The organism is Pseudomonas sp. P7548 (assembly GCF_013386585.1).
Classification (GTDB): Bacteria; Pseudomonadota; Gammaproteobacteria; order Pseudomonadales; family Pseudomonadaceae; genus Aquipseudomonas.
Genome location: NZ_JACARO010000197.1, coordinates 1 through 852 on the forward strand (window position 1 = coordinate 1; position 852 = coordinate 852).

Sequence of the window (852 nt, forward strand, 5' to 3'; positions counted from 1 at the left end):
ATTGCTGGGCAACCGCCCCCTGTTGCTGTTTGCCGTGTGCTGCGCCCTCTTCCACCTGGCCAATGCGGCGATGCTGCCACTGGTCAGTCAGAAGCTGGCGCAGATCAACCTGCAGATGGCCACGCCACTGACTTCGGCGTGCATCGTCGCCGCGCAGTTGGTGATGGTGCCAATGGCCTGGCTGGTGGGCGCCCGGGCCGATGTGTGGGGGCGCAAGCCGTTATTGATCGCCGGATTCCTGATCCTGCCGTTGCGCGGCGTGCTGTATACCTTGTCCAGCGCCCCGTACTGGCTGGTGGCGGTGCAGATGCTCGACGGCATCGGCGCCGGGATCTTCGGCGCGCTGTTCCCGGTGATCGTCAAGGACCTGACCCAGGGCACCGGGCGCTTCAATATCAGCCAGGGTGCGCTCTCGACCGTATTTGGCCTCGGCGCGGCCTTGAGCAGCAGCCTCGCGGGTTTTGTCGTGCAACTGGCGGGCTACAACGCAGCTTTCCTGACCCTGGCCGGCGTGGCCGCCCTTGCCCTGGCGCTGCTCTGGCTGGCCATGCCGGAGACCTTGGCGAAACCTTCGTTCGCCTGCCATACAACTGTCGCCTGACATATGCGACAATGCGCGCCAAATTCCAACACACATCCAAAATCTTCTGCTCAGCGACCGGGTTTCGCGCCTTGATGTCGCTGTTGACGCATGCCTGAAGGCTCCTGCCGCCACGCTCGCAACCCATTGATAGGTAAAGTAATTGATCTCCACAGCTAACATCACCATGCAGTTCGGCGCCAAGCCGCTCTTCGAGAACGTCTCGGTCAAGTTCGGCGCTGGCAACCGTTATGGTTTGATCGGTGCCAACG

Annotated in this window: 1 protein-coding gene; it reads left to right on the plus strand. The window is 62.3% G+C overall.

Going from position 1 to position 852, the window contains the following annotated elements:
• Positions 1–601, plus strand: a 601-nt coding sequence (locus HX803_RS32210; RefSeq protein ID WP_178926090.1) for an MFS transporter, incomplete at its 5' end; no start/stop codon positions are given.
• Positions 602–852: the final 251 nt, after the last annotated feature.